The organism is Pseudomonas sp. OG7 (assembly GCF_014192825.1).
GTDB lineage: Bacteria > Pseudomonadota > Gammaproteobacteria > Pseudomonadales > Pseudomonadaceae > Aquipseudomonas > Aquipseudomonas monteilii.
Genome location: NZ_JACHYK010000001.1, coordinates 161,431 through 187,019, shown reverse-complemented (window position 1 = coordinate 187,019; position 25,589 = coordinate 161,431). Strand labels below are relative to the sequence as shown.

Annotated in this window: 23 protein-coding genes; 9 read left to right on the top strand and 14 right to left on the bottom strand. The window is 62.4% G+C overall.

The genetic code is table 11. The annotated features are described in order from the left end of the window. Window positions 1–22 precede the first annotated feature (22 nt). From phoU to FHW75_RS00880, 6 genes are all read right to left on the bottom strand, one after another. On the bottom strand, window positions 23–793 hold the full coding sequence (gene phoU, locus FHW75_RS00905; protein WP_019096631.1) for a phosphate signaling complex protein PhoU: 771 nt from the start codon (window positions 791–793) through the stop codon (window positions 23–25). A gap of 59 nt (window positions 794–852) precedes the next feature. Further along, window positions 853–1,692, bottom strand: a complete 840-nt coding sequence (pstB, locus tag FHW75_RS00900) for a phosphate ABC transporter ATP-binding protein PstB (protein ID WP_183673039.1) — start codon at window positions 1,690–1,692, stop codon at window positions 853–855. A gap of 72 nt (window positions 1,693–1,764) precedes the next feature. Next, the gene (gene pstA, locus FHW75_RS00895; RefSeq protein ID WP_156866896.1) at window positions 1,765–3,381 is read right to left on the bottom strand and encodes a phosphate ABC transporter permease PstA; all 1,617 of its coding nucleotides are present in this window, start codon (window positions 3,379–3,381) and stop codon (window positions 1,765–1,767) included. Between the two features lie 71 nt (window positions 3,382–3,452). Next, window positions 3,453–5,741: an ABC transporter permease subunit gene (locus FHW75_RS00890; protein ID WP_025754238.1), complete on the bottom strand. Its 2,289-nt coding sequence runs from the start codon at window positions 5,739–5,741 to the stop codon at window positions 3,453–3,455. Between the two features lie 139 nt (window positions 5,742–5,880). After that, entirely contained in the window at window positions 5,881–6,879 is a 999-nt protein-coding gene (locus tag FHW75_RS00885; protein ID WP_019096628.1) for a phosphate ABC transporter substrate-binding protein PstS, read from the bottom strand. Window positions 6,880–7,032: 153 nt separating this feature from the next. After that, on the bottom strand, window positions 7,033–8,322 hold the full coding sequence (locus FHW75_RS00880; protein WP_019096627.1) for an MFS transporter: 1,290 nt from the start codon (window positions 8,320–8,322) through the stop codon (window positions 7,033–7,035). A 362-nt stretch (window positions 8,323–8,684) separates the two neighbouring features. On the opposite strand from FHW75_RS00880, the gene FHW75_RS00875 reads away from it, so the two are divergent. Then, window positions 8,685–9,083: an acyl-CoA thioesterase gene (locus tag FHW75_RS00875; RefSeq protein WP_016712731.1), complete on the top strand. Its 399-nt coding sequence runs from the start codon at window positions 8,685–8,687 to the stop codon at window positions 9,081–9,083. Between the two features lie 71 nt (window positions 9,084–9,154). Next, on the top strand, window positions 9,155–10,051 hold the full coding sequence (locus FHW75_RS00870) for a D-hexose-6-phosphate mutarotase (RefSeq protein ID WP_016712732.1): 897 nt from the start codon (window positions 9,155–9,157) through the stop codon (window positions 10,049–10,051). Window positions 10,052–10,113: 62 nt separating this feature from the next. Here the strand turns inward: FHW75_RS00870 and FHW75_RS00865 are convergent, their stop codons facing one another. The 5 genes from FHW75_RS00865 to FHW75_RS00845 form a co-directional block, all read right to left on the bottom strand. Then, window positions 10,114–10,647: a DUF3299 domain-containing protein gene (locus FHW75_RS00865; protein ID WP_161751323.1), complete on the bottom strand. Its 534-nt coding sequence runs from the start codon at window positions 10,645–10,647 to the stop codon at window positions 10,114–10,116. A gap of 48 nt (window positions 10,648–10,695) precedes the next feature. Further along, window positions 10,696–10,941, bottom strand: a complete 246-nt coding sequence (locus FHW75_RS00860; protein ID WP_010955824.1) for a GlsB/YeaQ/YmgE family stress response membrane protein — start codon at window positions 10,939–10,941, stop codon at window positions 10,696–10,698. A gap of 99 nt (window positions 10,942–11,040) precedes the next feature. Beyond that, window positions 11,041–12,123, bottom strand: a complete 1,083-nt coding sequence (locus FHW75_RS00855) for a 5-(carboxyamino)imidazole ribonucleotide synthase (RefSeq protein WP_016502259.1) — start codon at window positions 12,121–12,123, stop codon at window positions 11,041–11,043. A 10-nt stretch (window positions 12,124–12,133) separates the two neighbouring features. Then, window positions 12,134–12,625: a 5-(carboxyamino)imidazole ribonucleotide mutase gene (purE, locus tag FHW75_RS00850; RefSeq protein WP_009684500.1), complete on the bottom strand. Its 492-nt coding sequence runs from the start codon at window positions 12,623–12,625 to the stop codon at window positions 12,134–12,136. 171 nt (window positions 12,626–12,796) lie between these two features. Next, entirely contained in the window at window positions 12,797–13,729 is a 933-nt protein-coding gene (locus FHW75_RS00845; RefSeq protein WP_161751324.1) for a LysR substrate-binding domain-containing protein, read from the bottom strand. Between the two features lie 182 nt (window positions 13,730–13,911). Between FHW75_RS00845 and aspA the strand changes: the two genes are divergently transcribed. The 4 genes from aspA (at window position 13,912) to FHW75_RS00825 (ending at window position 18,772) form a co-directional block, all read left to right on the top strand. After that, entirely contained in the window at window positions 13,912–15,336 is a 1,425-nt protein-coding gene (gene aspA, locus FHW75_RS00840) for an aspartate ammonia-lyase (protein WP_025754235.1), read from the top strand. 180 nt (window positions 15,337–15,516) lie between these two features. Next, a complete protein-coding gene (locus tag FHW75_RS00835; protein WP_019098451.1) occupies window positions 15,517–16,509 on the top strand; it encodes an AraC family transcriptional regulator in 993 nt (330 codons plus the stop codon). Between the two features lie 116 nt (window positions 16,510–16,625). Then, window positions 16,626–17,669: a histone deacetylase family protein gene (locus tag FHW75_RS00830; RefSeq protein ID WP_025754234.1), complete on the top strand. Its 1,044-nt coding sequence runs from the start codon at window positions 16,626–16,628 to the stop codon at window positions 17,667–17,669. After that, window positions 17,669–18,772 (top strand): polyamine ABC transporter substrate-binding protein, encoded by a 1,104-nt coding sequence (locus FHW75_RS00825; protein ID WP_016712740.1) that lies wholly within the window; start codon window positions 17,669–17,671, stop codon window positions 18,770–18,772. The genes FHW75_RS00830 and FHW75_RS00825 overlap by 1 nt, the downstream gene beginning before the upstream one ends. Before the next feature lie 101 nt (window positions 18,773–18,873). Here the strand turns inward: FHW75_RS00825 and FHW75_RS00820 are convergent, their stop codons facing one another. After that, on the bottom strand, window positions 18,874–20,403 hold the full coding sequence (locus tag FHW75_RS00820) for a PLP-dependent aminotransferase family protein (protein WP_019098450.1): 1,530 nt from the start codon (window positions 20,401–20,403) through the stop codon (window positions 18,874–18,876). Window positions 20,404–20,494: 91 nt separating this feature from the next. Here FHW75_RS00820 and FHW75_RS00815 point away from each other — a divergent pair, with 91 nt between their 5' ends. The 3 genes from FHW75_RS00815 to FHW75_RS00805 are packed head-to-tail and all read left to right on the top strand — an operon-like array spanning window position 20,495 to window position 22,261. Then, window positions 20,495–21,124, top strand: a complete 630-nt coding sequence (locus tag FHW75_RS00815; RefSeq protein WP_084296602.1) for an FMN-binding negative transcriptional regulator — start codon at window positions 20,495–20,497, stop codon at window positions 21,122–21,124. An 11-nt stretch (window positions 21,125–21,135) separates the two neighbouring features. Further along, complete coding sequence (locus FHW75_RS00810) at window positions 21,136–21,582, top strand: GNAT family N-acetyltransferase (protein ID WP_084296601.1); 447 nt, start codon at window positions 21,136–21,138, stop codon at window positions 21,580–21,582. Between the two features lie 7 nt (window positions 21,583–21,589). Further along, window positions 21,590–22,261: a GNAT family N-acetyltransferase gene (locus FHW75_RS00805; RefSeq protein WP_019098448.1), complete on the top strand. Its 672-nt coding sequence runs from the start codon at window positions 21,590–21,592 to the stop codon at window positions 22,259–22,261. Between the two features lie 85 nt (window positions 22,262–22,346). Here FHW75_RS00805 and oadA read toward each other — a convergent pair whose 3' ends face one another. After that, window positions 22,347–24,155 (bottom strand): sodium-extruding oxaloacetate decarboxylase subunit alpha, encoded by a 1,809-nt coding sequence (gene oadA, locus FHW75_RS00800; protein WP_019098447.1) that lies wholly within the window; start codon window positions 24,153–24,155, stop codon window positions 22,347–22,349. A gap of 11 nt (window positions 24,156–24,166) precedes the next feature. Then, window positions 24,167–25,582: an acetyl-CoA carboxylase biotin carboxylase subunit gene (locus tag FHW75_RS00795; protein WP_016712746.1), complete on the bottom strand. Its 1,416-nt coding sequence runs from the start codon at window positions 25,580–25,582 to the stop codon at window positions 24,167–24,169. Between the last annotated feature and the right edge of the window lie 7 nt (window positions 25,583–25,589).

Sequence of the window (25,589 nt, the reverse complement as noted above, 5' to 3'; positions counted from 1 at the left end):
GCGTCGATGCTCGGGAGCAACCTTAGTTATCGTCAGATTCGCCCGAAACATTAGCCTTTTCGCCATCAGCGACAGCTGTGCCCTGCACTTCTGCTGTCATGCGCTTGAGGCCCATGTGACGTACGTCGGTGCCGCGCACCAGGTAGATCACCAGCTCGGAGATGTTGCGCGCATGGTCGCCAATTCGCTCCAGCGAGCGCAGAACCCAGATCACGCTCAGCACCCGCGAAATAGAGCGCGGGTCTTCCATCATGTAGGTCACCAGCTCGCGCAGCGCGGTCTTGTATTCACGGTCGATGGTTTTGTCGTACTGAGCCACCGACAACGCCAGGTCGGCGTCGAAGCGGGCAAAGGCGTCCAGTGCATCACGGACCATGTTGCGCACCTGGTCACCAATATGACGAACCTCGACGTAGCCACGCGGCGACTCACCTTCTTCGCACAGCTGGATGGCGCGACGGGCGATCTTGGTCGACTCGTCACCAATACGCTCCAGGTCGATCACCGACTTGGAGATGCTGATGATCAGGCGCAGGTCCGAGGCGGCCGGCTGGCGGCGGGCAAGGATACGCAGGCACTCCTCATCGATGTTGCGCTCCATCTGGTTGATCTGCTCGTCAACCTCGCGCACTTGCTGGGCCAGGCCAGAATCGGCTTCGATCAGCGCGGTGACCGCGTCGTTGACCTGCTTTTCAACCAGCCCGCCCATGGCCAGCAGGTGGCTGCGCACCTCTTCGAGCTCGGCGTTGAACTGCTGGGAAATGTGGTGCGTAAGGCTTTCTTTGTTGATCATCGTTTTGTCCTTTGGTAACGCAGCCCTGTAGGAGGCCAGGTGCTCATCACGAGCGCCGCTTAACCGTAGCGACCGGTGATGTAGTCTTCGGTCTGCTTCTTCGCCGGGTTGGTGAACAGGGTGTCGGTATCCCCGAATTCGACCAGTTTGCCCATGTACATGAACGCGGTGTAATCCGAAACACGGGCCGCCTGCTGCATGTTGTGGGTCACGATGACGATGGTGTACTTGGATTTCAATTCGTAGATCAGCTCTTCGACCTTCAGGGTCGAAATCGGGTCCAGCGCCGAGCACGGTTCGTCGAGCAGCAGCACTTCCGGCTCCACGGCGATGGTGCGGGCGATGACCAGACGCTGTTGCTGGCCACCGGACAGGCCCAGCGCCGACTCATGCAGGCGGTCCTTGACCTCGTCCCACAGGGCTGCGCCCTTCAGCGCCCACTCGACGGCTTCGTCGAGCACACGCTTCTTGTTGATGCCCTGGATACGCAGGCCGTAGACCACGTTCTCGTAGATGGTCTTGGGGAACGGGTTGGGCTTCTGGAACACCATGCCCACACGGCGGCGCAGCTCGGCCACGTCCTCGCCCTTGCGGTAGATGTTGTTGCCGTACAGGTTGATGGCGCCTTCCACGCGGCAGCCGTCAACCAGGTCGTTCATGCGGTTGAAGGTGCGCAGCAGGGTAGACTTGCCGCAGCCGGACGGGCCGATGAAGGCAGTCACGCGTTGCTTGGGGATGTTCATGCTGACGTCGAACAACGCCTGCTTGTCGCCGTAGAACAGGCTCAGGCCAGGTACTTCGATGGCCACGGTTTCTTCGGCCAGGCGCAGGCTCTGCTTGTTGCGGCCCAGGGCAGACATGTCGATGCCGTGGCCGTGGGTATGGGAATCTTGCTGCATGGTCTACTCCATACGCTATCAATTCGTTTCAAAGGGCCGCCCGGCTGGTGGGCGGCACGCTTGCAATCAGGGTCAGCTGTCGAGCGCCTTGTACTTCTCGCGCAGGTGGTTACGGATCCACACGGCCGAGAGGTTGAGGGTCGCGATCACCAGCACCAGCAACAGCGCAGTGGCATACACCAGCGGCCGCGCGGCCTCGACGTTCGGGCTCTGGAAGCCGACGTCATAGATGTGGAAGCCCAGGTGCATGATCTTCTGGTCCAGGTGCAGGTACGGGTAGTTACCGTCCACCGGCAGCGACGGCGCCAGCTTCACCACACCCACCAGCATCAGCGGCGCGACTTCACCCGCGGCGCGGGCCACGGCGAGGATCATGCCGGTCATCATGGCCGGGCTGGCCATGGGCAGGACGATCTTCCACAGCGTTTCGGCCTTGGTCGCGCCCAGGGCCAACGAGCCTTCGCGCACGGTACGCGGAATACGCGCCAGGCCTTCTTCGGTGGCCACGATCACCACCGGCACGGCCAGCAGTGCCAGGGTCAGCGATGCCCACAGCAGGCCCGGGGTACCCAGGGTCGGTGCCGGCAGCGCTTCAGGGAAGAACAGGCGGTCGATCGAGCCACCCAGCACGTAGACGAAGAAGCCCAGGCCAAACACGCCGTAGACGATCGCCGGCACGCCGGCCAGGTTGTTCACGGCAATGCGAATCAGCCGTGTCACCGGCCCCTGCCTGGCGTACTCACGCAGGTAGACCGCAGCCAGCACGCCGAACGGGGTGACGATCACGGCCATGATCAGGGTCATCATCACGGTGCCGAAAATGGCCGGGAAGATACCGCCCTCGGTGTTGGCTTCACGCGGGTCGTCGCTGAGGAACTCCCAGACCTTGGCGAAGTAGGTACCCAGCTTGGTGAAGCCGGACATGCCGTTCGGCTGGATGGCATGCACCACTTTGCTCAGGTTGATTTCCACTTCACGGCCGTTGCCATCGCGGGCCACCAGGCTGTCGCGGGCGAAGGCCTGGTGCAGGCCGGTCAGGCGGTCTTCGATGGCCTTGTAGCGGCTGTTCAGCTCAGCGCGGTCGGCGTCCATGTCGGCCTGGGCAGCGGCGTCCAGCTTGCCGTCCAGCTCCAGCTTGCGGGCCTGCAGGCGCAGGCGCTCGAGGCCATGGTTGATGGCGCCGATGTCCTTCTTCTCAAGCTGCTGCAACTCGCCGTTGAGCTGGTTGGCGCGCTTGAGGCGGGCCTGCAGTTCGTGCCAGGCGGCAGGGCCTTCGGCCACCACGCGGCCTTCTTCCTTGACGCTGACCAGGTAGCCATAGAAGTTGCCCCACTCGCGGCGTTCCAGGGCGATCAGGTCGGCCGGGCGTTTTTCGTCAACCAGCCAGTCGCCGACCACCCAGGTAAAGTCGCTGCCATTGAGGTCGCGGTTACCAATCTTGATCAGTTCACGGGTCATGAACTCCGGGCCCTGGTCTGGTACCGGCAGGCCGGCACCCTTCAGGCGGGCGCGTGGCACTTCTTCCTTTTGTACCACTTCGCCGATGACGACGTGGTCAGCCTGGCCCGGCACCTTGTAGGTGGCCTGTACAAGATCGGCCGGCCAGAAGTGGCCCAGGCCGCGCACGGCAATCACCGCCAGCAGGCCGACGGTCATGATCACCGCCATGGCCACCGCGCCGCCGCTCATCCAGACGCCGGGGGCGCCGCTCTTGAACCAGCCTTTGAGGGAATCCTTTTTCACGGATCGCTACCTTTCTATCAAAGCGACGAGTATTTCTTGCGCAGACGCTGGCGAATCAGCTCGGCCAAGGTGTTCATCACGAACGTGAACATCAGCAGCACCAGAGCGGCCAGGAACAGCACGCGATAGTGGCTGCCGCCGACTTCCGATTCCGGCATTTCCACGGCCACGTTGGCGGCCAGGGTGCGCATGCCCTCGAACAGGTTCATCTCCATCACCGGGGTGTTGCCGGTGGCCATCAGCACGATCATGGTCTCGCCCACCGCACGGCCCATGCCGATCATCAGCGCCGAGAAGATACCCGGGCTGGCGGTGAGGATGACCACGCGGGTCAGGGTCTGCCAGGGCGTCGCGCCCAGGGCCAGCGAGCCCAGGGTCAAGCTGCGCGGCACGCTGAACACGGCGTCTTCGGCAATGGAATAGATGTTCGGGATGACTGCAAAGCCCATGGCGATACCCACGACCAGGGCGTTGCGCTGGTCATAGGTGATGCCCAGATCGTTGGTGATCCACAGCCGCATGTCGCCGCCGAAGAACCAGCTTTCCAGGTGCGGGCTCATGGTCAGGGCGAACCAGCCGGTGAACAGAATGACCGGAATCAGGATCGCCGCCTCCCAGCCATCCGGCACACGCAGGCGAATCGACTCCGGCAGGCGGGTCCAGGCGAAGCCGGCCAGCAGGATGCCAACCGGCATCAGCAGGAACAGGCTGAACACGCCCGGCAGGTGGCCTTCCAGGTACGGGGCCAGGAACAGGCCGGCGAAGAAGCCAAGGATTACCGTGGGCATCGCTTCCATCAGTTCGATCACCGGCTTGACCTTGCGGCGCATGCCCGGGGCCATGAAGTAGGCGGTGTAGATGGCGGCGGCGATGGCCAGCGGGGCGGCCAGGATCATCGCGTAGAACGCGGCCTTCAAGGTACCGAAGGTGAGCGGCGACAGGCTCAGCTTGGGCTCGAAGTCTGTGTTCGAGGCGGTCGACTGCCAGACGTATTTCGGCTCGTCGTAGTTCTCGTACCACACCTTGCCCCACAGCGCGCTGAAGGAAATTTCCGGGTGCGGGTTGCGCAGGCTCAAGGGCAGCAGTTTGCCGCCTTCTTCGATGATGATGCGATTGGCGCGTGGCGACAGGGCCAGGATACCTGGGCCTTCGGCAGCCGGCTCGACCAGCAGGGTGCGGTGCGCGGTGCTGTGGAACACGCCCAGCTTGCCGTCTGCGTCCAGCGCGATGAAGCCTTTGCGGCGCTCTTCCGCGTCGATCTGCACGATAGGCGCCTTGCCCATCTGGAAGGTACGAATCTGCTTGAAGCGTGACTCGCCATCCGGGTCGCGGGCCATGAACCACTGGGCCAGGCCGCCTTTGGAGTCACCGATGATCAGCGAGATGCCGCCAACCAGCTGGGCCGTGGCGGTGATTTCGGTATCGCCGCTTTCAGACAGCTTGTAACGGCCGTTGAGGCTCTTGTCGCGCAGGCTGAACACGTCGGCAGTGGCGCGGCCGTTGATCACGTACAACCACTGCTGGCGCGGATCGATGAAGATGTTCTTCACCACTTCGGTCATTTGCGGCAGTTCGATGCGGTTCTGCTCGGTGGTGACCTCTTCGGTCATCATGTTTTCCGTGCGGGTCAGCTCCAGCACCTGCAGATGCGCGCCGGTGGAGCCGGCCAGCAGCAAGGTGTCGCCATTGACGTTGACGCTGACGTGCTCCAGCGCACGGCCCTGTTCGTCGAGCACGAACGGCTGCTCGCCGTACGGGTAGTCGATGCCTGGGCTAATGGTTTTCTTGTTGTCCGGGTAGGTGATCTTGTAGGTGTGGTGGAACACCAGCGCCTGGCCATTGGACAAGCCCAGCACCACCAGCGGGCTACCCGGCTGGTCGGCGCTGATCGACGTAACCTGGGTGCCTGCCGGCACAGGCAGGTCGACACGTTTGAGCTCGTTACCGGTCTTGGTATCGAAGAACAATGCCTGGCCCTTGTCCGAAACTCGCATCCCCACCAGGTTCTGCTCTTCTAGCGCGATCATCAGCGGCTTGCCGGCATCCTGCTGCAGCCAGGTTGGCGCCAGGGCTTTCTTGCTGGTCAGCTCGGCGCCCTGGAACAGTGGCAGCACCACATAGGCCAGGTAGAAGAAGATCAGGGTGATGGCCGCCAGAACGGCAAGCCCGCCCACCAGTACATACCAGCGGGTCAGGCGGTCCTTGAGCGCACGCATGCGGCGCTTGCGTTGCAACTCGGGCGTATTGAAATCAATGCGCACGGGCTGGGAGTTTTGGGTCATGTTGGAATTGGCCAGATCATTCATGCGCACACCCTAGCGGTCCCGTGTGACAAAAACATTACAAAGTGGTGACGCGCGAAAGCCCGCCGCACAGGGAACCTGGCTTCGGACTGGAATTTCGTGGAAGAGGCCGGGCATCGGCACCGGCCTCTTCTTCAGTTACTTACTTCTTTGCAACGCTACCGGCGTGCGACAGGCCCAGGTCAGCCAGGGTCTTGTCGACGACTTTGGCCGGCAGCGGGATGTAGCCATCCTTCACCACGACCTGCTGGCCAGCTTGCGACAGCACCAGCTTGACGAACTCGGCTTCCAGCGGGGCCAGAGGCTTGTTCGGGGCCTTGTTGACGTACACGTACAGGAAGCGCGACAGCGGGTAGGTGCCGTTCAGGGCGTTGGTTTCGTTGTCTTCAACGAACTCGCCGCCTTCTTTCTTGGCCAGGGCTACGGTTTTGACGCTGGCAGTCTTGTAACCGATACCCGAGTAGCCAATGCCGTTCAGCGAAGAGCTAATCGACTGCACCACCGAAGCCGAGCCAGGCTGTTCGTTGACGTTAGGCTTGAAGTCGCCTTTGCACAGGGCTTCTTCCTTGAAGTAGCCGTAGGTGCCCGATACCGAGTTGCGGCCGAACAGCTGGATTGGCTTGTTGGCCAGGTCGCCAGTCACACCCACGTCGCCCCAGGTCTTGATTTCGGCTTTGCCACCGCACAGGCGAGTGGAAGAGAAGATGGCGTCGACCTGAGCCATGGTCAGGCCCTTGATCGGGTTGTCCTTGTGCACGAACACGGCCAGGGCGTCGACAGCAACCGGGATGGCGGTCGGCTTGTAACCGTACTTCTGCTCGAAGGCCTGCAGCTCGACGTCCTTCATCTTGCGGCTCATCGGGCCGAGGTTGGCGGTGCCTTCGGTCAGCGCGGGTGGCGCGGTGGAGGAGCCGGCCGCCTGGATCTGGATGTTTACGTTCGGATATTCCTTCTTGTAGGCCTCGGCCCACAGCGTCATCAGGTTCGCCAGGGTGTCGGAGCCAACGCTGGAGAGGTTGCCCGAAACACCGGTGGTCTTGGTGTAGGTCGGGATCGCAGGATCGACAGCGGCTACCGCGTTGGCGGTTGCAACGCCAGCGGCGGCAAAGGTGAGGGCCGCCATCAAACGCTTCAGTTTCATGCCTTGCTCCTAGCAGGAATATGGGGGTGTTGGATGGAACGGGCCCAAGTATCGGCAGGCCGCATGAACACGATATGACTTCATTGTGACAATTGGATGAAAGGCCATCACTGTAAGCAGGTCTGGCCTTTTCGCGGGTAGCCTCGAAGCAGATCAGCGCTTATTGGCGAGCAAGTACAGGCCCACGGCCAGACCAACGGCACACAGCCCCGCCACGTAGTAGGCCGGCGCCATCGGGCTCACCTTCAGCAGCGCCGTCACCACCATCGGTGTCAGCCCGCCGAAAATCGCGTAGGCCACGTTGTACGAGAACGACAGCCCGCTGAAGCGCACCGCCGCCGGGAACGCCTTGACCATCACATAGGGCACAGCGCCAATCACGCCCACGCACAGGCCAGTCACCGCGTACAGCGGGAACAACAGCTCAGGCCGGGTCGGCAGGCTGTGGTAGAAGGCCCAGGAACTGGCCAGCAGCAACAGGCTGCCAATCACGAACACGCGGCCCGCACCAAAGCGGTCGGCCAAGCTGCCGGCGCCGATGCAGCCAAGGCTGAGCAGCACGATCGCCAGGCTGTTGGCCTTGAGCGAGTCGGTCGGGCTGATGTGGTAGAAGCTCTGCAACAGCGCCGGGGTCATCAGGATGACCACCACGATGCCGGCCGACAGCATCCAGGTCAGCAGCATCGACAGGATGATCGGGCCACGGTGGTCACGCAGCACGGCCCGCAGCGGCAATTCCTCGGCCAGCGCCTTGCGCTGCTGCATTTCGGCGAACACTGGCGTTTCGTGCAGCCAGCGGCGCAGGTACACCGAGAACAGGCCGAACACACCGCCGAGCAGGAACGGAATCCGCCAGGCGTAATCGGCCACTTCTTCGGCGCTGTACACGCTGTTAATCAGGGTCGCCACCAGCGAACCCAGCAGAATGCCCGCCGTCAGGCCTGCAGTCAGGGTGCCGCAGGCGTAGCCGGTGTTGCGCGCAGGCACGTGTTCGGACACGAACACCCAGGCGCCCGGCACCTCGCCACCGATGGCCGCGCCCTGGATCACGCGCATCAGCAGCAGCAGGATCGGCGCCCACATGCCAATTTGGGCATAGGTTGGCAGCAGGCCCATGATCAGGGTCGGCAGGGCCATCATGAAGATGCTCAGGGTGAACATCTTCTTGCGCCCCAACAAATCACCGAAGTGGGCCATGATGATGCCGCCCAGCGGCCGCGCCAGATAGCCGGCGGCGAAGATGCCGAAGGTTTGCATCAGGCGCAGCCACTCGGGCATGTCGGCCGGGAAGAACAGCTTGCCGACCACTGTGGCGAAGAACACGAAGATGATGAAGTCGTAGAACTCCAGCGCACCGCCCAGGGCGGACAGTGAAAGGGTCTTGTAGTCACTGCGGGTCAGCGGCCGCGAGGGCTGCTCGATACTGCTGGGCACGGAAGTCATCGCTCGTTGTTCTCTTTGTAGGGCATGCAGGCCGCTTGGCACGCGGCTTCTGGATTAGGGGACACGCGAAGATAGCAAATAGCCGAGCTGCGCTGAAAGCGATACAAAATCCCTACACATATTCATGAATGCGCGGTCGTCGCTGGCCGTTATGCTCTATATACTGGCAGTTCGTAGGAAAAGGTTGCCCCTAACGTGGGATGTTGTGCGAAAACGCCGGTCAGTATTGTCAGACGGTTTCGCAGAGTTTCCCTACGGCCGCCCAGTGAAACGAAATCGGCGTAGTATGTTTCAAGCTGAATCGTTTACCCGGCCTTTGCGCCACACCAACGAAAAGCGTCACGGGTCAGAGGCCCCATCGCATGATTGAGCTCGAACAAGAAGATCCAATCCCACAAGGCGACCTGGCCTTGCAGATCACAGCATTGCCGCGCGAGACCAACGGCTTCGGCGACATCTTCGGCGGCTGGCTGGTTGCCCAGATGGACCTGGCCGGCACCGCCATGGCCAGCCGCGTCGCCGGTGGCCGCGTGGCTACCGTGGCCATCGACCGCATGGCCTTCCTGGTACCGGTCGCGGTCGGCGCGCAGCTGTCGTTCTATACCCAGACCCTGGAGATCGGCCGCAGCTCGATCCGGATGATGGTCGAAGTGTGGAGCGACGACCCGCTGTCCAGCGAATGGCGCAAGGTTACAGAAGCGGTATTCGTCTTCGTCGCCATCGACGGCAGTGGTCGTACCCGGTCTGTGCCTCGTCGCTAAGCCTCGCCGGCGGTAAACTCATTGAATGTGCCCGGGTCCAAGGCCCACTGGCAACCAATGAGATGAATGCAATGGCTACCTACCAGGTCGTAACCGAGCAACATGGCGAACTGAACTGCTGGCGTATCAGCAGCGACCGCGCCGAACTCCTGATCGCCCAGCAAGGCGCACAGATCCTCAGCTACCAGCGGGTCGGCGAGCCGCCGCTGCTGTGGCTGAGCGACCAGGCCATCTTCCGCCAGGGCAAGTCGGTTCGCGCCGGGGTGCCGGTGTGCTGGCCGTGGTTTGGCAACTTGCAGCGCAACCCCCAGGCCGTGCAGGCCATGTACCACGGCGAGCAGGCACCAGCTCACGGGCTGGCGCGCTCACGTGACTGGCAGTTGCTGGGTATAGAGGAAGCGGGCGACGGCCTGCGTATCGAGTTCGAGCTGCCTGAGGCGCAGGGCGACCTGCCCGGGTGGCCCCATGACGTCGAGCTGAAGCTGGTGGTGGAGCTGGGTGACGAGCTGAAGCTGAGCCTGACCAGCCGCAACATGGGTAATACCCCGGTTACCATCAGCCAGGCGCTGCATAGTTACTTTGCAGTTAGCGATGTGCGTCAGGCGCGGGTCGAAGGGGTCGAGGGGCTGGGCTATATCGAGACCCTGGCTGACTGGGAACAGCGCCAGCAGCAAGGGCCGCTGGCGTTTGCCGGGGAGACGGACCGGATCTACCTCGATACCCCGCAGACGCTGAGCATTGTCGACCCGCATTGGAGCCGGCGGATTACCTTGACCAGCAGCGGGTCGCGCTCGGCGGTGATCTGGAACCCATGGACCGAGCGGGCCAAGGAGCTGGCAGACATGGCTGATGACGGCTGGCAGCGGATGCTGTGCATCGAGACGGCGAATGTGTGGGATGACCTGGTGGAGCTGAGGCCAGGGGCGAGTCACTCGCTAGGCGTCGTGATCGGCTGTGAAATGATCTGAGTTTTACAGTGGTTTTGCCGGCCTCTTTACGGGCTTGCCCGCGAGGAGGCCGGTGCAGGCAATCAGAGGTCTGCATCCTCCACCACCCTCACCTTCCCCGCATCCAGCGCATAGGCCGCGTCGGCCAGGTCATTGCTGACCTTTTCCACCTTAAGCGTGCCGCTGACCCACAGCGGTGTGTAGATGTCATCGATCTTCAGTCCTTTCGGGTAGCGCACCAGCACCAGCTGGTTCGGCGGCGGTGGCGGCACATGGATGCACGCCCCAGGGTACGGCACCAGGAAGAACAGCGTGCTGTTGCCCTTGGCGTCGCTTTCCAACGGCACGGGGTAGCCGCCCAGGCGAATGTCCTTGCCGTTCATGGCTGCCACGGTCTTGGTCGAGTACATCACCGCCGGCAGGCCCTTGCTCTGTTTCAGGCCACCCTTGTCGGTAAAAGTGCCCATGGCTTCCGGTGAGTTGTGGTCGATTTCGGGCATTTGCTCGAGCGCCTTCTGGTCCGACTTGGGCATCAACTCCAGCCAGTCGGTTTCAGGCAGTTCGGCATGGGCCAGGGCGCTGGCCAACAGCAGGGGGACAAGGAAAAAGGCACGCATGGAAATGCTCGGCAACTCGGATGAATTGCCGGGCATTCTAACCAGTATTCAGCGTTTCTTGATGAATCCGTAGATCACCAGAAGGACCACGGCACCGACCAGCGCGCCAAAGAAGCCCGCTGCCTGTCCGGCCTGATAGATGCCCAACGCCTGGCCGCCATAGGTGGCCAACAGGGAGCCGGCAATACCCAGCAGGATGGTCATGATCCAGCCCATGCTGTCGTCGCCCGGCTTGATGAAGCGGGCCAGCAGGCCGACGATGAGGCCGATGAAGATGGTTCCAATGATGCCCATGGCAATCCCTCTGCAGTTCGAAGATGGAACAAGCCAAAGCCTAGGCAGCGTTTTGGCTTGTTGCCATCTTCAGAGGGCAAGCCGGTGGTAGAAGTTCGATCAGTTGCTGATCAGGGCTTCTACTTCGGCAATCTTGCGCTCAAGGGTAGCCATGTCGTGGCAGCGCAGGGTGGCGTGGCCAACTTTGCGGCCGACCTTGAAGGCCTTGCCATAGTGGTGCAGGTGGCAGTCACCAATGGCGACCACTTTATCTACAGCTGGCACTTCACCGATGAAGTTGAGCATCGCACTTTCGCCCACCTTGGCAGTCGAGCCCAGCGGCAGGCCGGCAACGGCGCGCAGGTGGTTCTCGAACTGGCTGCATTCGGCGCCTTCGATGGTCCAGTGCCCGGAGTTGTGCACGCGCGGGGCGATTTCGTTGGCCTTGAGGCCACCGTCGACTTCGAAGAACTCGAAGGCCATCACACCTACATAGTCCAGTTTTTGCAGCACGCGGCCCACGTAGTCTTCGGCCAGGGCCTGCAGCGGGTGCGCCTGGCTGGCCACCGAAAGGCGCAGGATGCCGCTTTCGTGGGTGTTGTGCACCAGCGGGTAGAAGCGGGTTTCGCCATCGCGGGCACGCACGGCCACCAGCGACACTTCGCCGGTGAACGGCACGAAGCCTTCCAGCAGGCACGGCACGCTGCCCAGCTCGGCGAAGGTGCCTACCACGTCTTCAGGCGTACGCAGTACCTTCTGGCCCTTGCCGTCGTAACCCAGGGTGCGGGTTTTCAGCACGGCCGGCAGGCCGATGCTGGCCACTGCGGCGTCCAGGTCTGCCTGCGAGAGAATGTCGGCGAAGGCCGGGGTCGGGATACCCAGGTCGCGGAACATGCTTTTTTCGAACAGGCGGTCGCGGGCGATGCGCAGCGCTTCGGCGCTGGGGTAGACCGGCACGAACTGTGAGAGGAAGGCCACGGTCTCGGCCGGGACACTTTCGAACTCGAAGGTGACCAGGTCGACTTCGTCGGCCAGCTGGCGCAGGTGATCCTGGTCGCCATAGTCGGCACGCAGGTGCTCGCCCAGGGGCGCGGCGCAAGCGTCCGGCGCCGGGTCGAGGAAGGCGAAGTTCATGCCCAGCGGGGTGCCCGCCAGAGCCAGCATGCGGCCCAGCTGGCCGCCACCGATTACACCGATCTTCATGGGTTGAGCCTCAAGCCTGGCGCGGGTCTGGGTTGTCCAGCACGGTGTCGGTCTGCTCCGTGCGGAACTGCTTCAACGCCGCGTGGAACTGTGGGTACTTGGCGCCCAGGATGCTGGCCGACAGCAGCGCAGCGTTGACGGCACCGGCACGGCCGATGGCCAGGGTGGCAACCGGCACGCCGGCTGGCATCTGCACGATCGACAGCAGCGAATCGACGCCCGACAACATCGACGACTGGACGGGTACGCCCAGCACTGGCAGGTGGGTCTTGGCGGCGCACATGCCTGGCAGGTGAGCTGCGCCACCGGCACCGGCGATGATCACCTCGATGCCACGGCCTTCGGCCTCCTCGGCATACTGGAACAGCAGATCCGGGGTGCGGTGGGCGGAAACCACCTTCACTTCGTAGGGAATGCCGAGTTTTTCCAGCATATCGGCGGTGTGGCTAAGGGTGGACCAATCGGACTTGGAGCCCATGATCACGCCAACCAGTGCACTCATCGTCGAGCCTCTTCGCTTGTGCGCCCTTGGGCGCGTCAAAAAACAACAAGCCACGCGGGACGACCGGCGTGGCTTGTTTGCTGATCAGGACCGGACGCATCCGGTCGAAAGGCCGCGCAGTATACCGTAAGGTGTTGCGTTTAAGGCACCCCGGCGACCAACTGTCGCCCCTTATTTTTCGGGGCTTTGGCTGACTTTTGGGTCAACCGCCGCCGCACCTTCCAGCTTGCGCCACAACAGCCGTACGTTGGCCTTGCGTACCAGGGCGCAGCGGTACAGGCGGATCTCCAGCGGCACATGCCACTGACTGCCGCCGCAGATGGCCAGTTCGCCCCGCTCCAGCTCGCCGCGCATCGACAGGCGCGGCACCCAGGCGATGCCCATGCCTTCCAGCGCCATGCTCTTGAGACTGTCGGCCATGGCGGTTTCGTAGACGGTGGTATAGCGCAGGTTACGCTGGCGCAGCAGCAAATTGACCGAACGCCCCAGGAACGCGCCTGCGGTATAGGCCAGCAGCGGCACGCTGCCCTCGCCTTCCAGATCGAACAACGGTTTGCCTTCGGCGTCCACGGCGCACACCGGCAACATTTCGGTGGTGCCCATGTGCAGCGACGGGAAGATCTCGGCATCCATCTGCAAGGCCGCGTCCGGGTCATAGAACGCCAGCATCAGGTCGCAGCCACCTTCGCGTAATGCATGCACGGCATCCCCGACGTTAGTCGCAACCAGGCGGGTGGCGATGTTCAAACCGTCGTTGCGCAACTGGGCCACCCAGCGGGGGAAAAAGCCCGATGCAAGGGAGTGCGCCGCCGCCACCTGAACGACCTCGCCCTGCCCACCTTCAAGGTGATGCAAATGGCGGAGAATCTCGCTCAACTGGTCGACAACCGTACGCGCCGTGACAAGAAAAAGCTGCCCGGCCTCAGTCAGTTCGATCGGTGTGCGGGAACGATTCACCAACTGCAGGCCCAACGCCGCCTCCAGGCTGCGAATGCGCCGGCTGAAGGCCGGTTGGGTGACGAAACGCCGCTCTGCAGCCTGGGAAAAACTGCGGGTGGCAGCCAGCGCGCTGAAATCTTCCAGCCATTTGCTTTCAAGGTTCACGAAGCACATCTCCCGGCATGCACCAAAATGGAACACGCTCGAATGTCAATTGGCGTCACATGAAACACTATGCCGTTTGTGCATAGGTTAGCGTGCAACAGCATTGGCCGCAAAATCACCTTCAGGCCTAGGATTGGCGCCATTCCGGCATGTGCCGGGTCAAAATCGAGATGATATACATCATGTCCTCCGCTGCATCGTTCCGCGTCGAAAAAGATCTGTTGGGTACCCTTGAAGTTCCTGCTGATGCCTACTACGGCATCCAGACCCTGCGCGCTGCCAACAACTTCCACCTCTCCGGCGTTCCGCTGTCGCACTATCCGAAACTGGTAGTCGGCCTGGCGATGGTCAAGCAGGCAGCTGCTGACGCCAACCGTGAGCTGGGGCACCTGAGCGATGCCAAGCACGCCGCGATCAGCGCAGCCTGCGCACGACTGATCAAGGGCGACTACCACGAGCAGTTCGTGGTGGACATGATTCAAGGCGGTGCTGGTACTTCCACCAACATGAACGCCAACGAAGTCATCGCCAACATCGCGCTGGAGGCCATGGGCCACCAGAAGGGTGAGTACCAGTACCTGCACCCGAACAACGATGTGAACATGGCGCAGTCGACCAACGACGCATACCCGACCGCTATCCGTCTGGGCCTGCTGCTGGGTCACGACGCGCTGCTGGCCAGCCTCGACAGCCTGATCCAGGCCTTCGCTGCCAAGGGTAAGGAATTCGACCACGTACTGAAGATGGGCCGTACCCAGCTGCAGGACGCCGTGCCGATGACCCTGGGCCAGGAGTTCCGCGCCTTCGCCACCACCATGACCGAAGACCTGCAGCGCCTGCGCTCGCTGGCTCCGGAACTGCTGACCGAAATCAACCTGGGTGGTACTGCCATCGGTACCGGCATCAACGCCGACCCTGGCTACCAGGCCCTGGCCGTACAGCGCCTGGCAATCATCAGCGGCCAGCCGCTGGTGCCGGCTGCCGACCTGATCGAAGCCACTTCCGACATGGGCGCCTTCGTGCTGTTCTCCGGCATGCTCAAGCGTACCGCCGTCAAGCTGTCGAAGATCTGCAACGACCTGCGCCTGCTGTCCAGCGGCCCGCGCACCGGCATCAACGAGATCAACCTGCCAGCACGTCAGCCAGGCAGCTCGATCATGCCAGGCAAGGTCAACCCGGTTATCCCGGAAGCCGTCAACCAGGTGGCCTTCGCCATCATGGGCAACGACCTGGCCCTGACCGTCGCCGCCGAAGGTGGCCAGTTGCAGCTGAACGTGATGGAACCGCTGATCGCCTACAAGATCTTCGACTCGATCCGCCTGCTGCAACGCGCCATGGACATGCTGCGCGAACACTGCATCGTCGGCATCACCGCCAACGAACAGCGCTGCCGTGAACTGGTCGAGCACTCGATCGGCCTGGTCACCGCCCTGAACCCGTACATCGGCTACGAAAACGCCACCCGTATCGCCCGCGTTGCCCTGGAAACAGGCCGTGGCGTACTGGAACTGGTGCGCGAAGAGAAGCTGCTGGATGAAGAGATGCTCAACGACATCCTGCGTCCGGAAAACATGATCGCTCCCCGTCTGGTTCCGCTGAAGGCGTAACCCGGCTGCTGCAAACAGTCTCACCAGGTTAAGGGACTAGACACCTCTCAACCTTTCAAGGCCCGAGCCTATGCTTCGGGCCTTTTTTTTGCCCGCAAAACAAGCGGCGCGAAGACCGCTTGCCGATATCGGCACACTACTTGCTCGATAATGCGTCCCAGCCCAACGGGATTACCCAGCATGCTGCACAGCCACCTCACCACCCTCAACGCGGTTTCGCTGATCCTCAACGTCTTCCAGGCAGACGGTTGCGAGGCATCAGCGCTGCTGGCCGGCAGCGGCATTGGCCCGTCAGACCTGGGGCACGCCGATGCGCGCATCACCACCCAGCAGGAACTGCAGGTGTGCGCCAACGCTGTGGCCCGGCGCGAGGACATCGGCCTTGAACTGGGCCGGCGCATGCACGTGTCGTGCTACGGCATGCTCGGTTACGCATTGCTCTCCAGTGCCACTTTGGGTGACGCCTTGCGCCTGGCGCTGGCATATCCGGCACTGCTGGGAACAGTGTTCAAGCTACGTTTGATCGAGGACGGCCAGCGGGTCTGGCTAAGTGCCAGCGACTGCCACGACAGCCCGGCGCTGAGCGCATTCAACGCGGAGTTCTGCCTGGTGTCGCTGAAAGTCATCTGCGACGACTTGCTTGGGCGCCCACTGCCTCTGCTAGGCGCCCGTTTCGAACACTCGCGGCCCGGTTACCACGCGCTCTATGCCGGTGCATTCCAGTGCCCGGTGGGTTTCGACGCTCAGGACAATGCCTTGGCGTTTGAACGGCGCTGGCTGGACAGGCCACTGCCGCTGGCCGATTCGATTACCCACAAGGCCATGAGCGAACGCTGCCGGCGCCTGAACCTTGAGTTCACGGGCCGGCAGGCCTGGCTGGGGCGGATTCGCCAGCTGCTGGCACAGCAACTGGACGCCGCGCCTGGGCTGGAAGGGTTGGCGCGACAGATGAATTGCTCGTCGCGCACCCTGCGCCGGCATTTGCAGGCGCTGGGCAGCAGTTATCAACAGCTGCTGGACGAGTTGAGGTTCGAGCGGGCCAAGCAGTTGCTGGCTGATGAACAGATGCCGATCTATCGCATTGCCGAGACCTTGGGGTTCAGCGAGACCGCCAGTTTTCGGCATGCGTTCCAGCGTTGGAGTGGTGTAGCGCCCAGCCACTTCCGCGGTTGACCAGCGCCGGCCAAAGAGCTTGGCCACATCGATCCCCTTTTGGCCGTTTGCGTCGTTCTCCACTACTGACCTGTCCATGACAATGGACCCACGCCAGTATCCAACGGAGAACAACAATGCTGACGATCTATTCCGATGATCACCGCCTCCACCACGGCCGCTGCGAGCTGATCGACGGCAAGCTGATGCCCTGCTTCGAAATGCCTTCGCGCGCTGACCATGTGCTCGACCAGGTAAAAAAACGCAACCTTGGCGACATCCAAGGCCCTACCGACTTCGGTCGCGCGCCGTTGCTGCGCATCCACAGCGCCGACTATCTCGACTTCTTCGAAGGCGCCTGGGCGCGCTGGGCCGCACTGGGCCAGGAAGGCGACCTGCTGCCGTTCACCTGGCCTGCTCGCACCTTGCGCCAGGTAAAACCCACCGGCCTGCATGGCGAGTTGGGCTATTACAGCTTCGATGCCGGCGCGCCGATCACCGCCGGTACCTGGCAGGCCGCCTACAGCGCCGCCCAGGTCGCCCTCACGGCCCAGGCGGCAATCCAGCAGGGCGCCCATTCGGCCTTTGCCCTGTGCCGCCCACCGGGGCACCACGCCGCAGGCGAAGTCATGGGCGGTTATTGCTACCTGAACAACGCCGCCATCGCCGCCCAGGCCTTCCTGGACCAAGGCAAGCGCAAGGTCGCCATCCTCGACGTCGACTACCACCACGGCAACGGCACCCAGGACATCTTCTACAGCCGCGACGACGTATTCTTCGCTTCGATCCATGGCGACCCGCAGGACGAATTCCCGTTCTTCCTGGGCTATGCCGACGAAACCGGCGAAGGTGCCGGTGAGGGCTGCAACATCAACTACCCGCTTCCGGCCGGCAGCGACTGGGCGGCCTGGAGCGCAGCCCTGGAGGATGCCTGCCAGCGCATTGCCCGCTATGACGCCGACGTACTGGTGATCTCGCTGGGTGTGGACACCTTCAAGGACGACCCAATCTCGCAGTTCAAGCTGGACAGCCCGGACTACCTGGAAATGGGCAAACGTATCGGCCAGCTCGGCAAGCCGACCCTGTTCGTGATGGAGGGCGGCTACGCTGTGGAAGAAATCGGTATCAACGCGGTCAATGTGCTGGAAGGCTTCCAGCGCGCCCAGCCAGGAGCCCGGTAATGGTCCGACTCAAGCGTCTACTCGCCCCGTTCATCGCTGCCACCTTGTTCACCGGTGCCCTGCATGCTCAAGCCGAGCAGCGCACACTGCGTGTGTATAACTGGTTCGACTACATCACCCCGCAGACCTTGACCGATTTCAAGCAGGACAGCGGGGTCAAGCTGATCTACGACATCTTCGATACCAACGAGGCGCTGGAGGCCAAGCTGCTCACCGGCAACTCCGGCTATGACGTGGTGGTGCCGTCCAACGTGTTCCTCGCCAAGCAGATCGAAGCCGGGGTGTTTCAGCCGCTGGACCGCAGCAAACTGCCGAACTGGCAACACCTGGACCCGGCGCTGATGAAGCTGATCGAGGCCAACGACCCGGGTAACAAGTACGCGGTGCCCTACATGTACGGCACCGTGCTGATCGGCTTCAACCCGGCCAAGGTCAAGGCAGCGCTCGGCGACAACGCCCCGGTGGACAGCTGGGACCTGATCTTCAAGGAGGAGAACATCGCCAAGCTCAAGCAGTGCGGCGTGGCGCTGCTCGACTCGCCTTCGGAGATTCTGCCGCTGGCCCTGCAGTACCTGGGTTTACCGCCGAACAGCGACAAACCGGCCGACTACAAGAAGGCCGAAGCGTTGATGCTGAAGATCCGCCCACACATCACCTACTTCCATTCTTCGAAGTACATGGCAGACATCGCCAATGGCGATATCTGTGTGGCGGTGGGTTACAGCGGCAGTTTCTCGCAGGCCGCCAACCGCGCGCGCGATGCCAAGAACGGCGTGGTGGTGGACATGCGCCTGCCCAAGGAGGGTGCGCCGATCTGGTTCGACATGCTGGCGATTCCAAAGAATGCGGCCAACCCGGAAGATGCCCACACATTCATCAATTACTTGCTACGGCCTGAGGTGATTGCGCCGATCAGCGACTTTGTCGGTTATCCGAACCCGAACAAGGATGCGACTGAAAAGGTCAGTCCGGCGATTCGCAACAATCCCAACCTGTACCCGACGGCGGAAGCGATGGCCAAGCTTTATACCCTCAAGCCCTTGGCACGGGACGCAGAGCGGGCCAGAACCCGGGCCTGGACCAGGATCAAGTCCGGAACCTGAGTCGCCTGCTTCGCGGGCATGCCCGCTCCCACATTGATCGCATTACAACCGGACTCTGTGGGAGCGGGCGTGCCCGCGAAGGGCCGCACAGCGGCCCCAATTCACTTTTTCCAAACCTTTCGCAATTTCATCAAGGCTTCGGCAATCTCCCCCTCCGGCACCGCCGCAAACCCCAGCACCAGCCCCGCTCGCTTATCCACAGGCACCTCGCTGTCCGCCAACCAGAAATTACTTAGCGGCGTCACCTCTAAACCCACTGCTTCAGCCTTTGCCACCAGTTCCTGCTCCCGCGCAAAGTTATCCACATCCACCTTCACATGCAGCCCGGCCGCCACTTCCGGCATCTCGCCCAACCCGGGAATATCCACAGGCCAGCCAGCCTTGAGTACGTTACGTCGACTCAAAGCGGCCTTGCGCATACGGCGGATATGCCGCTGGAAATGCCCGCGCGCCATGAATTCGGCCATCACGCACTGGCTGCTGACTTCCGAATGCCGCACGGCCAACGCCTTGCCCTGACTGAATCCCTGCACCAGTTGCGGCGGCAGCACCAGGTAACCCAGGCGCAACGCGGGGAACGCAATCTTGCCGAAGGTGCCGACGTACAGCACCCGACCGTGCCGGTCGAGCGCCGCCAACGGAGCCAAGGGCGCACCGCTGTAGCGGTACTCGCCGTCATAGTCGTCCTCGATGATCCAGCCATCGTTGCGTTCGGCCCACGCCAGCAACGCCAGGCGCCGCGCCAGGCTCATGGTGACCCCGGTCGGGTATTGATGGGCCGGCGTGACATACGCCAGCCGGCAGTTCGCCTGCTGACCGAGCAGACGGCAGTCCATGCCCTCTTCGTCCACAGGCACGCCATGCAACGTGGCGCCAGCCAGCGCAAAGGCATGCCCGGCCGCGCGGTAGCCGGGGTTTTCCACAGCCACACCGTCACCCGGCTGCAACAACAGCTGTGCACAAAGGCTGATGGCTTGTTGTGCACCACTGGTGATCACAATTTGTTCAGCCATACAACTTAGCCCACGCGAACGGCGCAGGTAGGCCGCGATCAACTCGCGCAAAGCCGGCTCGCCTGCCGGGTCACCGTAACCCAGCTGCGCAGGGGATGGTTTACGCCAAAAACCCGCCTGCAGCTTGGCCCAGACGTCAAAAGGGAACAAGTCGAATGCCGGAATGCCGACCCGAAAGGCACGGGGCGCACCACTTCTTGGGGAGGGTAAGTGGTTACTTTTCAGGCGCTGTAAAGGCGCAGATAAACGCCGTTCGCTGGATAAATCCTCAGTATTTTCTGCGGAAAATGTGGATAACCCTGTTGATAAGCCTCGGGATAACCCTGTGGATATTTGTGTGGATATTTTTGGCAGCCGACTTACGTAAGTACCATCTCCAACTCGGCTTTCGATGTAGCCCTCCGCATACAATTGGTCATAGGCGCGCACCACACTGTTGCGTGACAGCGCCAGCATGACGGCCAGGTCGCGAGTGGCTGGTAGCCGTGTTCCACTGCTCAGGCGCCCATCCAGCACCCGCGCACGCAATGCCTGGTACAGCTGCTGACTCAGCCCACGGCGTCGATCAAGGGCGATCCCGGCAGGGTCGAATGGCAGTGTGAAGGGGCGCTCGCTCATGGCATTGGACCTATCAAATCAGGCAGTAATGGCTCTTACCCAGAACCAATAGCCTGCCTAGGATGGAACCATTCGACAAGGACCAAGCCCTATGTACAACAGCAAGCCGCATCAGGAGCACGACCTCGGCCGCCTGCACCAGCACATGCTCGACACCCGCCTGGCTGTCCTGGTCAGCCACGGCGATCAGGGGCTGCTGGCCACGCACCTGCCAGTGCTGGTCGATACCACCGAAGGCGAATTCGGTACGGTCTATGCCCACCTGGCCCGGGCCAACCGCCAATGGCAGGACCTGGCACAGGGTGCCGAAGCCTTGCTGGTATTCCCCGGCGCCGATGCCTATGTCAGCCCCGGCTACTACCCGAGCAAGGCTGATAACCCCAAAGTCGTACCTACCTGGAACTATCTGGCCGTGCACGCCTACGGCACAGCCGAGGTGATCCATGATACCGAGCCGCTGCTGGCGATCGTCAGCCGCCTGACCGACCGCCATGAACAGGGCCGCAGCGAACCGTGGAAAGTCACGGACGCCCCTGCCGACTACCTCGATGGCATGCTCCGCGCCATCGTCGGCATCCGCCTGCCCGTCGCCCGTCTGCAAGGGGCACGCAAGCTCAGCCAGAACCGTTCCGATCAAGACATCGCTGGCGTGCGCGAAGGCCTGAGCGCCAGCGCCGATCAGCTGGACAACCAACTCGCGGCGCACATGCGCCAACTCTGAAGGAATAGCCCATGTCCAGCGTTACCCTACGCCCTGTCACTGCCCAAGATCACGCGGCCTGGCTCGCCCTGTGGCAGGCCTACCTGCACTTCTACGAAAGCGAACTGGCCGATGAAGTCAGCCTGAGCACCTGGCAACGCCTGCTCGATCCGAAGGAGCCCACCCATTCGACCCTGGCCTGGGCCGATGGCAAGGCGGTAGGCATGGTCAACTTCATCTACCATCGTTCCAACTGGAGCATCGAGAATTCCTGCTACCTGCAGGACCTGTACGTGGACAGTGCGCAGCGGGGCCTGGGCATTGGCCGCCAGCTGATCGAGCACGTCTACGCAAGAGCCAAGGCCGACGGCTGCATCAAGGTGCACTGGCTGACCCACGAAACCAATGCCAGCGCCATCAGCCTGTATCAGCAGGTTGCCGAACGCTCGGGCTTCATCCAATTCCGCAAAGGTTTGTAGGCCGAACATGACAGACGCATTGAACTGGAAACCCGCCGCAACGCCCCAGGCCGAACCCATTGAAGGCCGCTTCATCCGCCTGGAAAAGCTCGACCCGGCGCGCCATGGCGACGCCCTTTGGGACGTGCTGCAAGGCCCGGCATCCGACCCGGTGCTATGGGACTACCTGCCTTATGGGCCGTTCACCGAGCGTGCCGCCTTCGACCGTTGGCTGGAGGGCAACGCCGCAGGCCGCGATCCGCTGTTCTACACCGTCATCGACCGCCCCAGCGGCCAGGCACAGGGCATTCTGAGCCTGATGTCCATCGTACCCGACCACGGGCGTATCGAAATCGGCCATATCGCCTTCGGCGCCGCCATGCAGCGCACACCTAAAGGAACCGAGGCGGTGTACCTGCTGGGCAAGTTGGCCTTCGAACTGGGCAACCGCCGGCTGGAGTGGAAGTGCAACAACGCCAACGCCCGCTCCAAGCGGGCGGCGGAGCGGTTTGGCTTCGTTTACGAAGGGGTGTTCCGCAAGCACCTGGTGGTGAAGGACCATAACCGCGATACGGCCTGGTATTCGATTACCGATGAAGAGTGGCCAGCGGTGGCTGCCGGATTCGAGCGGTGGCTGGGAGAGGAAAACCAGCAGCCGAGTGGGCAGGTGCAGACACTTGAGGCATGCCGCAAAGGCTGAGTCTTGTATGGGCCATCAGGTTCAGTACAAAAAAAGGGGAGCATTCGCTCCCCAGAGGTAAACCGCTTGTAGATGAGCGCTTAAATCAGCCCTCGATCTCGATCAGGATTTCACCCGGCGTTACACGGTCGCCCTTGGCCACATGAATGGCGACGACCTTGCCGGCGATGGCCGCCTGCACTTCGGTTTCCATCTTCATGGCTTCGGTGATCAGCACGGCCTGGCCGGCCTTGACCAGGTCGCCTTCCTTGACCAGCACATCGACGATGTTGCCTGGCATGGTGGTGCTGACGTGGCCTGGGTCGGTGGCTTGCTTGCGCTTGCTGCCGCCGCCGCCAACGAACTCGTTGAGTGGCTCGAACACCACTTCTTCCGGCATGCCGTCGATCGACAGGTAGAAGTGACGCTTGCCTTCGGCCTTAACGCCCACGCCGGTGATATCGACGCGGTAGGTTTCGCCGTGCACGTCGATGACGAACTCGGTCGGCACGCCTTCACCGCCCGGGGCGGCTACGGCGCCGGCCTCCGGAATCGGCAGCAGGGCTTCTGGCGTCAAGGTGCCGGCTTCGCGCTCTTCGAGGAACTTTCGGCCAATGTCAGGGAACATGGCGAACGTCAGCACGTCTTCTTCACAATGAGCCAGGGCGCCGATGTCGGCACGCAGCTTGGCCATTTCCGGCTTGAGCAGGTCGGCCGGGCGTACGTCGATCACTTCTTCGCTGCCGATTGCCTGACGGCGCAGCTGCTCATTCACCACGCCCGGGGCCTTGCCGTAACCGCCTTGCAGGTACAGTTTCACCTCGTTGGTGATGGTCTTGTAGCGCTCGCCAGCCAACACGTTGAAGAATGCCTGGGTGCCAACGATCTGCGAGGTCGGGGTTACCAGCGGCGGGAAGCCAAGGTCTTCACGTACACGTGGGATCTCGGCCAGCACTTCGTTCATGCGGTTAAGCGCACCCTGCTCTTTCAGCTGGTTGGCCAGGTTGGAGATCATGCCGCCCGGCACCTGGTTGACCTGCACGCGGGTGTCCACGGCGGTGAACTCGCTTTCGAACTGGTGGTACTTCTTGCGCACGGCGTAGAAGTACAGGCCGATTTCCTGCAGCAGTTCCAGGTCCAGGCCGGTGTCGAATTCGCTGCCCTTGAGCGCAGCCACCATCGACTCGGTGCCTGGGTGGCTGGTGCCCCAGGCGAAGCTGGAGATGGCGGTGTCGATGTGGTCGGCGCCGTTTTCAACTGCCTTCAGCTGGCACATGGCAGCCAGGCCGGCGGTGTCGTGGGAGTGGATGAATACCGGCAGGGATTGCTCGGCCTTCAGCGCCCTGACCAGCTCGCCAGTGGCGAACGGCGTCAACAGGCCGGCCATATCCTTGATCGCGATCGAATCGCAACCCATGGCTTCCATCTGTTTGGCCTGGGCTACAAAGGCGTCGATGGTGTGCACGGGGCTGACGGTGTAGGCGATGGTGCCCTGGGCGTGCTTGCCAGCGGCCTTGACCGCTTCAATGGCCACGCGCAGGTTACGCACGTCGTTCATGGCGTCGAAGATGCGGAACACGTCGATGCCGTTGACCGCTGCCTTGGCGACGAAGGCCTTGACCACGTCGTCGCTGTAATGGCGGTAGCCCAGCAGGTTCTGGCCGCGCAGCAGCATTTGCAGGCGGGTATTGGGCAGGGCTGCGCGCAGCTTGCGCAGGCGCTCCCACGGGTCTTCTTTCAGGAAGCGCACACAGGCGTCGAAGGTGGCGCCGCCCCAGACTTCCAGCGACCAGTAGCCGACTTTGTCGAGCTTGTCGCAGATCGGCAGCATGTCTTCGGTGCGCATGCGGGTGGCCAGCAAGGACTGGTGGGCGTCGCGCAGGATCGTGTCGGTAACGTGGATTTTCTTGGACATTATGGGGTTCCTCACAGGCCTGCGTGGGCGGCGATGGCGGCGGCGATGGCCAGGGCCAGCTCTTCGGGTTTGCGCTTGATCGAGTAGTTGGTCAGTTCAGGGTGGCTTTCGACGAAGCTGGTATTGAACTGGCCGCTACGGAATTCCGGGTTGCGCAGGATTTCCTGGTAGTACGCGGCAGTGGTCTTCACCCCTTGCACGCGCATGTCGTCCAGGGCCCGCAGGCCGCGGTCCATGGCTTCTTCCCAGGTCAACGCCCACACCACCAGCTTCAGGCACATGGAGTCGTAGAACGGCGGAATGGTGTAGCCGGTATAGATTGCCGTGTCGGTACGCACGCCCGGGCCGCCGGGGGCGTAGTAACGGGTGATCTTGCCGAAGCTGGGCAGGAAGTTGTTTTTCGGGTCTTCGGCGTTGATGCGGAACTGCAGCGCGTATCCGCGGTGCTGGATATCTTCCTGCTTGACCGACAGCGGCAGGCCCGAAGCAATGCGGATCTGCTCACGGACGATGTCGATACCGGTGATTTCCTCGGTGATGGTGTGCTCCACCTGCACCCGGGTGTTCATTTCCATGAAGTACACCTCGCCATCGGCGAGCAGGAACTCCACGGTACCGGCGTTCTCGTAGTTCACGGCCTTGGCCGCACGCACTGCCAGGTCGCCGATGTAGGCGCGCTGCTCGGGGGTGAGCTGCGGGCTTGGGGCAATTTCGATGAGCTTCTGGTTACGGCGCTGGATCGAGCAGTCGCGCTCGAACAGGTGCACCACGTTGCCAAAGCTGTCACCGAGGATCTGCGCCTCGATGTGCTTGGGGTTGACGATGCACTTTTCCAGGAACACCTCGGCCGAACCAAAGGCCTTGGTGGCCTCGGAAATAACCCGTGGGAAGTTCTGTTCCAGTTCTTCACGGCTGTTGCAGCGGCGGATACCACGGCCGCCACCACCGGAAGTGGCCTTGAGCATCACCGGGTAACCGATGCGGTCACCTTCGCTCAGGGCTTCATGAATATCGGCAACGTTGCCTTCGGTACCCGGGGTTACCGGCACACCGGCGGCGATCATGGTGCGGCGCGCTTCGGTCTTGTCGCCCATGCGGCGAATCACGTCGGCAGCCGGGCCGATGAACTTGATCCCGCGCTCTGCGCAGATCTCCGCCAGTTCGGCGTTTTCCGACAGGAAACCATAGCCTGGGTGCAGGGCATCGCAGCCGGTTTCCACAGCCAGGTTCACCAGCTTGCGCGGGTTCAGGTAGCCAGCCAGCGGCTCGGCACCAATGCTGTGTGCCTCATCGGCGCGCTTGACGTGCAAGGCGTGACGGTCGGCGTCGGAATAGATCGCTACCGAGCGAATGCCCATCTCGGCGCAGGCACGCACGATCCGAACTGCGATTTCACCTCGGTTGGCGATCAGGATTTTTTTTATCACTGGAGTC

What these genes read in the sequence shown, in the direction of transcription:
- phoU (WP_019096631.1), bottom strand. Translation starts at nt 793, where the DNA reads ATGATCAACAAAGAAAGCCTTACGCACCACATTTCCCAGCAGTTCAAC.
- pstB (WP_183673039.1), bottom strand. Translation starts at nt 1,692, where the DNA reads ATGCAGCAAGATTCCCATACCCACGGCCACGGCATCGACATGTCTGCC.
- pstA (WP_156866896.1), bottom strand. Translation starts at nt 3,381, where the DNA reads ATGAGCGGCGGCGCGGTGGCCATGGCGGTGATCATGACCGTCGGCCTG.
- FHW75_RS00890 (WP_025754238.1), bottom strand. Translation starts at nt 5,741, where the DNA reads ATGAATGATCTGGCCAATTCCAACATGACCCAAAACTCCCAGCCCGTG.
- FHW75_RS00885 (WP_019096628.1), bottom strand. Translation starts at nt 6,879, where the DNA reads ATGAAACTGAAGCGTTTGATGGCGGCCCTCACCTTTGCCGCCGCTGGC.
- FHW75_RS00880 (WP_019096627.1), bottom strand. Translation starts at nt 8,322, where the DNA reads ATGACTTCCGTGCCCAGCAGTATCGAGCAGCCCTCGCGGCCGCTGACC.
- FHW75_RS00875 (WP_016712731.1), top strand. Translation starts at nt 8,685, where the DNA reads ATGATTGAGCTCGAACAAGAAGATCCAATCCCACAAGGCGACCTGGCC.
- FHW75_RS00870 (WP_016712732.1), top strand. Translation starts at nt 9,155, where the DNA reads ATGGCTACCTACCAGGTCGTAACCGAGCAACATGGCGAACTGAACTGC.
- FHW75_RS00865 (WP_161751323.1), bottom strand. Translation starts at nt 10,647, where the DNA reads ATGCGTGCCTTTTTCCTTGTCCCCCTGCTGTTGGCCAGCGCCCTGGCC.
- FHW75_RS00860 (WP_010955824.1), bottom strand. Translation starts at nt 10,941, where the DNA reads ATGGGCATCATTGGAACCATCTTCATCGGCCTCATCGTCGGCCTGCTG.
- FHW75_RS00855 (WP_016502259.1), bottom strand. Translation starts at nt 12,123, where the DNA reads ATGAAGATCGGTGTAATCGGTGGCGGCCAGCTGGGCCGCATGCTGGCT.
- purE (WP_009684500.1), bottom strand. Translation starts at nt 12,625, where the DNA reads ATGAGTGCACTGGTTGGCGTGATCATGGGCTCCAAGTCCGATTGGTCC.
- aspA (WP_025754235.1), top strand. Translation starts at nt 13,912, where the DNA reads ATGTCCTCCGCTGCATCGTTCCGCGTCGAAAAAGATCTGTTGGGTACC.
- FHW75_RS00835 (WP_019098451.1), top strand. Translation starts at nt 15,517, where the DNA reads ATGCTGCACAGCCACCTCACCACCCTCAACGCGGTTTCGCTGATCCTC.
- FHW75_RS00830 (WP_025754234.1), top strand. Translation starts at nt 16,626, where the DNA reads ATGCTGACGATCTATTCCGATGATCACCGCCTCCACCACGGCCGCTGC.
- FHW75_RS00825 (WP_016712740.1), top strand. Translation starts at nt 17,669, where the DNA reads ATGGTCCGACTCAAGCGTCTACTCGCCCCGTTCATCGCTGCCACCTTG.
- FHW75_RS00820 (WP_019098450.1), bottom strand. Translation starts at nt 20,403, where the DNA reads ATGAGCGAGCGCCCCTTCACACTGCCATTCGACCCTGCCGGGATCGCC.
- FHW75_RS00815 (WP_084296602.1), top strand. Translation starts at nt 20,495, where the DNA reads ATGTACAACAGCAAGCCGCATCAGGAGCACGACCTCGGCCGCCTGCAC.
- FHW75_RS00810 (WP_084296601.1), top strand. Translation starts at nt 21,136, where the DNA reads ATGTCCAGCGTTACCCTACGCCCTGTCACTGCCCAAGATCACGCGGCC.
- FHW75_RS00805 (WP_019098448.1), top strand. Translation starts at nt 21,590, where the DNA reads ATGACAGACGCATTGAACTGGAAACCCGCCGCAACGCCCCAGGCCGAA.
- oadA (WP_019098447.1), bottom strand. Translation starts at nt 24,155, where the DNA reads ATGTCCAAGAAAATCCACGTTACCGACACGATCCTGCGCGACGCCCAC.